Source organism: Streptomyces sp. NPDC048565, from assembly GCF_040650935.1.
GTDB lineage: Bacteria > Actinomycetota > Actinomycetes > Streptomycetales > Streptomycetaceae > Streptomyces.
The window spans coordinates 105,245-113,866 of record NZ_JBEZIH010000029.1; the positions used below are offsets into that span (position 1 = coordinate 105,245).

Annotated in this window: 7 protein-coding genes; 1 reads left to right on the forward strand and 6 read right to left on the reverse strand. The window is 70.4% G+C overall.

Annotation, left to right across the window (positions count from 1 at the left end):
• Nucleotides 1–81 precede the first annotated feature (81 nt).
• Nucleotides 82–735, forward strand: coding sequence for a DUF305 domain-containing protein (locus AB0C75_RS29720; RefSeq protein ID WP_362894829.1), 654 nt, complete (start codon nucleotides 82–84; stop codon nucleotides 733–735).
• A 6-nt stretch (nucleotides 736–741) separates the two neighbouring features.
• On the opposite strand, the gene AB0C75_RS29725 is transcribed toward AB0C75_RS29720, so the two are convergent.
• The 6 genes from AB0C75_RS29725 to AB0C75_RS29750 form a co-directional block, all read right to left on the reverse strand.
• A complete protein-coding gene (locus AB0C75_RS29725) occupies nucleotides 742–1,089 on the reverse strand; it encodes a helix-turn-helix transcriptional regulator (protein ID WP_362894830.1) in 348 nt (115 codons plus the stop codon).
• A gap of 73 nt (nucleotides 1,090–1,162) precedes the next feature.
• Nucleotides 1,163–1,891 (reverse strand): class I SAM-dependent methyltransferase, encoded by a 729-nt coding sequence (locus tag AB0C75_RS29730; protein WP_362894831.1) that lies wholly within the window; start codon nucleotides 1,889–1,891, stop codon nucleotides 1,163–1,165.
• A 29-nt stretch (nucleotides 1,892–1,920) separates the two neighbouring features.
• Nucleotides 1,921–3,021, reverse strand: coding sequence for an NADH:flavin oxidoreductase/NADH oxidase (locus AB0C75_RS29735; protein WP_362894832.1), 1,101 nt, complete (start codon nucleotides 3,019–3,021; stop codon nucleotides 1,921–1,923).
• A 117-nt stretch (nucleotides 3,022–3,138) separates the two neighbouring features.
• Entirely contained in the window at nucleotides 3,139–3,546 is a 408-nt protein-coding gene (locus AB0C75_RS29740; protein WP_362894833.1) for a hypothetical protein, read from the reverse strand.
• Between the two features lie 27 nt (nucleotides 3,547–3,573).
• Nucleotides 3,574–6,762, reverse strand: a complete 3,189-nt coding sequence (locus tag AB0C75_RS29745; RefSeq protein WP_362894834.1) for a glycosyl hydrolase 115 family protein — start codon at nucleotides 6,760–6,762, stop codon at nucleotides 3,574–3,576.
• An 84-nt stretch (nucleotides 6,763–6,846) separates the two neighbouring features.
• Nucleotides 6,847–8,385 (reverse strand): sodium:solute symporter family protein, encoded by a 1,539-nt coding sequence (locus tag AB0C75_RS29750; protein WP_362894835.1) that lies wholly within the window; start codon nucleotides 8,383–8,385, stop codon nucleotides 6,847–6,849.
• Nucleotides 8,386–8,622: the final 237 nt, after the last annotated feature.

The following is an 8,622-nucleotide window of genomic DNA, read 5'->3' on the forward strand; positions in this document are numbered from 1 at the left end:
AAAAGTTTTTGATCACTGCCCGGTGGTAGGTGTTAGGACGGTCTGCAACACATTCATCTGCCAGTGGAGGTCGCTGTGTTGATGCCCCGTCGGACCACACGCCTGCGCGCGGCCGCCCTGGCCACGACGCTCGTGGCCGCCGTGCTCGCCCTGAGTGCCTGCGACGGGGGCGACGGGGCGAAGGCCGCGTCGGACCAGGGCCCTTCGGTCGTGGCGCCGGGAAAACCCGGTGAACCCGCCAGGACACTGTCGGCCGACGAGGCCGTGAAGGAAGCCGGCGACGACACTCCCAACTCCGCCGACTTCGGCTACGCCCGCATGATGATCGAGCATCACGAACAGGCTCTGGTGCTCACCGCCCTGGTCCCCGAAAGGGCTGACTCCCCTTCGGTCGAACGGCTCGGGAAACGCATTGCGGCATCTCAGAAGCCTGAGATCGGCGCAATGGAAGGCTGGCTGAAAAAGAACGGCGGAGACGACCGCGAGGAGACCCACGACCACTCCACCATGCCCGGGATGGCGACCGACCAGCAGATCGAGCGGCTGCGCGGCATGAAGGGCAAGGCATTCGACCAGCTGTTCCTGAAGCTGATGATCACCCATCACCAGGGCGCGGTCACCATGGCCACCGAGGCCCTCGCCGACGGCAACAACGTGCTGATCGAGGAGATGGCCACCGACGTCGTCGCCCAGCAGACCGTGGAGATCAGCCGGATGCGCGGCCTGCTGACCTGACGGGCTTCAGCCCTGGCCGAGGCGCTCGGCCTGCCGGTCGACCCCGGCGAGGACGCTGTCCAGCAGGCCGGGGAAGAGGGCGTCCAGATCCTCCGCCCGTACGCAGCTCAGCTTGGCCGTGCCCCGGTAGAACTGGGTGATGACACCGTTCTCGCGGAGCACCCTGAAGTGGTGCGTGGTGGTGGACTTGGAGACCGGGAGATCGAAGTGGGAGCAGGCCTGCTCGTCCTTCGCGCCCGCCAGCTGGCGCACGATCCGGAGCCTGACCGGGTCGGACAGCGCATGGAGTACGCCCTCCACACGGATCTCCTCGCGCGAGGGGTGGGCGAGCACGCGAGCGGCGTTCGACGTCACGGTGGCTCCACTTCGTACCGGGGTCTCCATTGTACGAGAGTCGTCGTATTTTGTGCGGGCGCGGTGGTGGTTCCTACCCACGGGCCGCCACGACGAGCCGGGCGCGTGGGCTGCCGTCGGGCCTCCGGCCGAACTCCTCCAGGGGCAGCAGACGTACGGCGAATCCGGTCCGTACGAGGTCGTCCACCACACCGGCGAGCGGGAACGTGCGGTAGTACATGACGAACGGCGGACGCCACAGCGCGTTGCGCGCCCGCATGGCCACGTCGAAGCCGAGCAGTGACCAGTAGGCCCGGGAGCCCACCGCGGGCGGCGCGGCCACCGGGAAGACGAACTGGCCGCCTGGGCGCAGAGCCTCGTACACCTGGCCGAACAGTCCGGGGCGCTCATCCGGCAGGAAATGGCCGAACGCCCCGAAGCTCAGGGCCAGGTCGAAGGCGCCCCTGAACGGCAGCGCCAGGGCGTCGGCACGGACCCAGTCCGCCGCCGGGCCGCCCGTATGCCCGGCGTACGCGGCACGGGCGACGCCGAGCATGCCGGCACTGAAGTCGACCCCGGTGACCCTCTCCCGGCAGAGCCTCCGCAGCACCCCGACTCCCGCCCCGGTGCCGCAGCAGACATCCAGACCCCGGTCGAAGGGCCCGAGGGGCCGCACCGCGTCGGCGACGGCTTCGAGCACCCGGTCCGGGGTCCGGTAGGGCGTCAGGTCGAACTTCGGGGCGAGCAGGTCGTATCCGCGCATGGTCGAGGAGAACGCCTGTACGGCCAGCTCGCGCAGCGTGGGGCCCTCATGAGTGAACATCGCCGCTCAGCGTACCCACGGACGAGGCGTCACACGGCGTAGCCGTACTGTTCGGGCGCTTGCGCGTCGCCGCCGAGCACGCGCGAGGCGTTACGGGCGAAGTAGGGATCGCGGAGCAGCTCCCGGCCGAGCAGCACGGCGTCGGCGCTGCCGTCGACGACGATCTTCTCGGCCTGTACGGGGTCGGTGATCAGGCCGACGGCGGCCACCGGGAGGCCGGTCTCCTTGCGCACCCGCTCGGCGAACGGCACCTGGTAGCCGGGCTCCACGGGGATGCGCACCCCGGGTGCGAGACCTCCGGTCGAGACGTCCAGCAGATCGATGCCGTGCGCGAGCAGCTCGCGGGCGAGGCGCACGGTGTCGTCGGCGGTCCAGCCCTCGCGCGGATCGTCCTCGTTCTCGCTCAGCCAGTCGGTGGCGGAGATCCTGAAGAACACCGGGAGCTCCTCGGGCCACACGGCGCGCACGGCGTCCACGACCTCCAGTGCGAAGCGCGCGCGGTTCTCGAAGGAGCCGCCGTAGGAATCGGTGCGGTGGTTGCTGTGCGGGGACAGGAACTCACCGATCAGATAGCCGTGCGCCCCGTGGATCTCGGCGACCTGGAAGCCGGCGTCGAGCGCCCGGCGGGCGGCGTCGGCGAACTGCCGCACGACCTGCTGGATGCCCTCGACGCTCAGCTCGGTGGGCACCGTGTGGCGCTCGTCGAAGGCGAGCGGGCTCGGGCCGACCGGCGTCCAGCCCTCGGGGTCGTCGGCCGCTATGGGCGCTCCGCCCTGCCAGGGGCGGCCGGTCGACGCCTTGCGTCCGGCGTGGGCGAGCTGGATGCCGGGGACGGTGCCCTGACTGCTGAGGAAGCCGGTGATGCGCCGGAACGCCTCCACCTGGCGGTCGTTCCAGATGCCGAGGTCCGCCGGGCTGATCCGGCCCTCCGGGCTGACGGCGGTGGCCTCGACGAGGGCGAGCCCCGTGCCGCCGACCGCGCGGGAGGCGTAGTGGGCGAAGTGCCATGCGCCGGGCGCACCCACGTCAGGCCCGGAGGCTTCCGCGCTGTACTGGCACATCGGGGCCATCCAGACGCGGTTGGGCACGGTCAGGGACCGCAGGGTGTAGGGCTCGAACAGTGCGCTCACAGGAGGCTCCGATTCCGCGGGACGCGAGGCGGGGGTGTCGTACGAGAATCACCGTACTACGAGATCTACCGTAGTACGGCATTCATCGAATTATGAAGCCCACCCGAAGCCCCTGCCTCAGCCCCCCGGCAGCAGCCGCCGCCGGAGACGGATGTCGGCCTCGGCGCCGTACATCTGGCTCCAGCTGCGTCCGGCGCCCGATGTCCACGTCACCTGGACGTTCGCCCCGTCCGTCCTGACGGACTCCACCGTCATGAGCCGGTCGCCGTCCCGTACGTCGCCGCGCCGCAGCTCCCGTGCCTTCACGGTGACGGGCTCCGCCGACCGCGCGTTCTCCGCCTCGACGGCAGCGGCGACGAGCGCCGCTGCCAGCTCACGCGCGGCGGCGGGGGAACAGGACCAGGAGGCGGCGTGCGCCGATGGGCCCTCGATCCGGATGGCGACCCGTGGTGGCTCCTGGGCCTGCCCGGGGGCCACCCCCAGCGTGGCGCCGTTCCCCTCGGTGTCCCGGATCTCGATGCTCATCCCTGCCGCCTCCTCGTCCCGCTCCGGTCAGCTCAGCCGGAGGCTCTCCGGCGGGCCCAGATAGCTGGGCTTGAGACCGCCGGTGTCCACCACCAGGTTCTGGAGTACCACGGTCGGGTCGACCATCCAGAATTTCAGCACATGGGCGCCGGCCCGGCCGATGTGGTGCGCGGTGCCGGTCCGGTTGACGTTGTCCGACGTGTTGCGGGCCCACTGGGTGTTCATGACGCCGTCGTCGGACCCGGTGACCTCGGTGATGTTGACGGACTGCGGGGAGTCGTCGTCGAAGGAGACGGCGTAGGTGAGTCCGTCGGTCACCAGGGCGTTGTTGCGGGGTGAGAGGTACGCCCAGACGGTCACCGGTCCCGTGGTGAACAGGCTGACCCGGTACTCCAGCCGGGGCCCCCGGCCGCCCGGGGTCTGTCGTGGGGCAGTGACCGGGAAGGGCTCCATGCCCGCTCCGGTGCGGCCGATGCCGGGGATGCGGTGCCAGGAGATTCCGTCGCGGCCGACCGCCCGGTGGAAGTGGTCCGCCTCGATGGAGACGTACCCGTTGGCCTCGACGAAGCCCGTCAGCTGCGCCCGCGTCCGGGAAGGCCGGTCCACCACCGCGGTGACGACGACCTCGGCGCCGTCAGGCCCGGACACCGTGACCGGCACCCGGGTGACGCCCTTCGGGGCCCGGGACCAGTCGACCCGGAAGGTGACCCGGGTCTGGGCGTCCACCCGGCCCCGCGTCCGGTCCGCGACCAGCCAGGAGGCGCCCGTACGGATACGGAAATCGAAGGGCACGGTCCCCCGGTTGAACACCTCGACATACTGCGCGGGCTGGCTCTGGTAAGGGGTGAAGACGGGCAGGACCGCTTCGTCGCCGCCCTTGCCCGAGGCCGGCCACCAGTCGGACGAGCCGTCGACGGCCACACCCATCTCGGCCCTGTGCGGGAGTTCGATGCGGCGTACGGCGGGGAAGATCTCGTCCGCGATCGCCACGTCGTCCAGTTCCGGCTGCTGCCACGGGGCGTTGGGCCCGTAGCGGTCCACGTCGCCGTAACCGATGTGCGGCTGCGACTGGAAACCCTCCCACTTGCCGTCGGCCACCTCGGTGTCGAAGTGCCGCGCCAGGGCGAAGTCCTCGGCGAGAGCCGCCTCGGCGGTGGCGGCGAGCTGGTTGGTCAGCGCCCGGCCCTGGGGGGCGTAGTGCAGGTTGGTGAATTCCGCCTCCCGCAGGGCGTACAGATTGGCGCTTGCGCGTACCGCGTATCCGACGAGCTCGAACCAGGCGTCCGCGGCGGACGCGGGAAGGGTCTTCCTGACGCGCTCCGCTGCGGCTTCCAGGCGCTGCCAGTCCTCGGTGACCCGCTCCAGCTCGCGGTAGTCGACGATGCTGAAGGGCGTGGCCCTGTCGTCGTAGAGGACGGCGGACTCGTCCGTCGCAAGGTCCTTCGCCGGGTCGAGGGTGATCTTCCGGTTGAGCAGCTCGGGCTTACGCCGGGACTGCAGCCGGGCGTAGGTGCGGAGGATCTCGGCGATCTCCTCGGCCTGGCGCTCGCCGAAGTTCTGGGCGGCGTAACGCTCCTCCCACTCCGGGAGCGCGTCCAGGGACCAGCGGTCGGGGTCCCAGGCGTACTCCAGGAAGAACTGCGTGGGCAGTTCATTGCCCTTGAGATCGCCCACGTTGGTCACCCAGAGGCCGTGGTTGCCGTAGACCACGCTCTGGTGCAGCTGGTCCCACATGTTGGGCAGCGAGGTGGTGTCGACCCATTTGTAGTTCCGCCCCACGCCGACGTAGTCGAAGTGGTAGTAGAGGCCGTAACCGCCACTGCGGGGGTCGTTCTCCAGGTCCGGCAGCTTGCGGACGTTGGCCCAGTTGTCGTCGGTCAGCACGACGGTGATGTCGTCCGGGACTCGCAGACCGCGGTCCCAGTAGTGCTGGACCTCCTTGTAGAGGGTCCACACCTGCGGAACCGCGTCCTGGGCGCCCAGCTCCTCGGCGATGATCTCGCGCTGGGCGGCGATGATCTCCGTCATCAGCTCGATGCCGTCGCCGTCGGGCAGACCGACGTCACCGTTGCCGCGCATGCCGACGGTGACCACACCCTCGAAGTCCTCGTCGGCCATGCGGCGGATGCCCTCCCGCCAGTAGGCCTTGACGGCCTCGGCGTTGTTGCGGAAGGACCATTCGCCGGTGCCGCCGTACGGGTCGTGGCCCGGCTCGGTGATGTTCCCCTCGCTGTCACGCACGGCGGCGACGGCGTGCCGGTTCCACTCCTCGATGCCCCGCATCATGGGGCCCTCGTGCGAGGTGCCCATGACGACGCCGTAGGCCTTCGCGGTGGCGTGGTTCCGCGGGTCGTCCTCGGCGAAGGCCCGGCCCCAGACCGCGGGCCAGAGGTAGTTGGCCTTCAGACGCAGCATCACCTCGAAGATCCTGGCGTAGAAGGCGGCGTTGAACCCGCCCTCGAAGCCGGGCGCCTTGCCCGGGCCGAAGAAGGCGGGGGCCCAGGTCCCGAGCGCCGGATTCTCGTCGTTGACGAAGAACCCGCGGTACTTCACGGCGGGGGTGCCCTGGCTGTGCCTGCCGGGCAGGACGTACAGCGCGTCGCGGTGGACGGGGGTGACGTCGTCCCACCAGTACCAGGGCGAGACCCCGATGCCCCGGGAGACGTCGTACGCGCCGAAGATCGTGCCGCGCTGGTCGCTGCCGGCGATGACGAACGCGCGGTCCACTCCGGGCAGCGGCCTCTCCACCACCGTCTGCAGGCTGGTCTCCCACCTGCCCTTGATCCCCGAGACCTTCAGCCTGCCCGCGGCTATCAGGCCGTCGATCAGCGGGCTGCGGCCGATGGTGCCCATGAGGACGATCTCGCGTCCTCGGGGTGCCGCGTCCCGGGAGAGCGCGGGGCGGACTCCGGTGACGCGCTCGATGTCGTCCCGGAGGTCGCCCGCGACCCGCACGACGCCGTCGTGGTCCTTGTCGCTGACCACGATCGGGGCCGCCTTGCCGGCCCTGACCAGAGGGAAGGCGCCTGAGCTCGGCCTGAAGGAGATGTACGCGCCGGGGTCGGTGGGCCGGACCGCATGCGAGCGGCCCGGACCGGCCTGCGCCGCCTGGGCCTCGCCCGTCAGCCCCATCATTGATCCGAGCGGGGTCGCCGCCACCGCCGTGAGCCCGAGGCCAGCCCCGAGAACCGATCTGCGGCTGGTGCGCTTGTCCATATCACTCTCCCCATTTTGTTCATATGCATGACAAATTGGATGGGCGTGGGCCCCTGGTGGATGTCCGGTGCGGGCACGAGCCCGTCAGTCGGTCGGCCCCGGCGCCTCCGCCGGCTGCCGGGCCGCGTCGGCGACCGGTCCGTCGTCCTCGCCCGGGGCGGGCGAGAGCGCCGCGACGATCGCGTCGGCGGTGTCGTCCGGTTCCGGGCTGAGCAGGCCGACGACGACGTACACCACCAGCGAGGTCACGAGCGGTGTGACGATCACGAGCGTCTGGTCGGAGCTGTCGAGCGCGAACTTCACCAGGACGTACCCGAGCAGTCCCAGCGCCCAGGAGGACAGGGCGGCCCGTGGTCCGAACCGGCGGAAGACGGGCAGCAGTCCCAGCAGCATCGGAATGGATATGGGGCCCATCACGGCCGCGACGAGTCCGACGATGATGCCCAGCACACCTCCGAAGTGGTCGGCCTCGATCGCGACGATCATGCTGACGCTGATGAAGACGACGGTGCACACCCGGGCCAGGAGCAGTCCGGCCGCCGGGGACAGGACGCGGGCGCGCCGTACGACGGCGGGGATGATGTCCCGGGTGACGACGGCGGAGACCGCGTTGGCGTCCGACGATGCCATCGCCATGGTGTGCGAGAACATCCCGGCCAGCGTCAGTCCGACGAGCCCCGCGGGCAGGTAAGACTCCGCCATCAGCGCGTAGACCTTCTCCGGGTCCGCGATGTCCGGCAGCAGCACGGCCGCGGCGACCGGCGGGAAGAGCAGGACGGCGGGCCAGATCACGTACAGGACGGCGGAGAGCCCGGCCGAGCGGCGGGCGGCCTTCGGGGAGTCCGTGGCCATGTACCGCTGGGCCAGGTTCCACATGCCGCCGTTGTACTCGAAGAGCTTCACCACGACGTAGGCGCCGAGGAAGGTCGCGGTGTACGGGCCGACGAGCGGCTGCCCGTGCCCGACGGGCAGCCTGTGCCAGATGGTGCCGAGTCCCGCCAGGCCGTCGCCGAGCTGGTCGAGGACGACCCAGAGCATGGCGAGCGCGGCGGCGCCCTGGATGATGAACTGGCCGAAGTCGGTGAGCGCGTCGGCCCACAGGCCTCCCACCGTGCAGTAGAGGAGGGTGACGACGCCGGTGATGAGGATGCCGACGGTCATCGACATGCCGGTGAACACGTTGAGCAGCACGGCGACGGAGGCCCACTTGGCGGCCACGTCGAACACCTTCAGCAGTGCACCGCTCCAGGCGAGCGCCTGCTGGGTCGGCACGTTGTAGCGCTTGGCGAGGTATTCCAGGGGCGAGGCGACCGCGTAGCGCTTCCGCAGCCGCTGCCAGCGCGGGGCGAACAGCCAGGCGCCCACCGCGGTGCCGAACGCGAGCGGCAGGAAGGCCCAGACGTAGACGGTGATGCCGTAGCTGTAGGCGATGGCGGCGTACGCGACGAACACGGCGGCGCTGTACCCGGACATGTGGTGGGAGATGCCGGAGAGCCACCAGGGCATCCGGCCGCCGCCGGTGAAGTAGTCACTCACATTGCCGATGCGGCGGTGCGACCAGAGGCCGATGAGCAGCATCACCAGGAAATAGCCGCCCAGGGCGGCCCAGTCGAGCGTGGCCATCAGAACTCCTCGATGTACGTACGTGACCGGGGTGGCCAGCACGTTGCCCTGGACATGACAGGTGCCTCTCCATGGCGGCGCGTGGCCCCGAAGGTTTCGACATCGTCCCGCGCACGCCCGAGGGGTGCGCGGGACGGGGGTGGGGGGGGGGGGGCCCCCCCCACGCCTGAGCGGTCGGCCAGCCGGTGCGACAGATGAGGGGGCAACCAGCGCACCGCCCCAACGGACAGCAGAGAA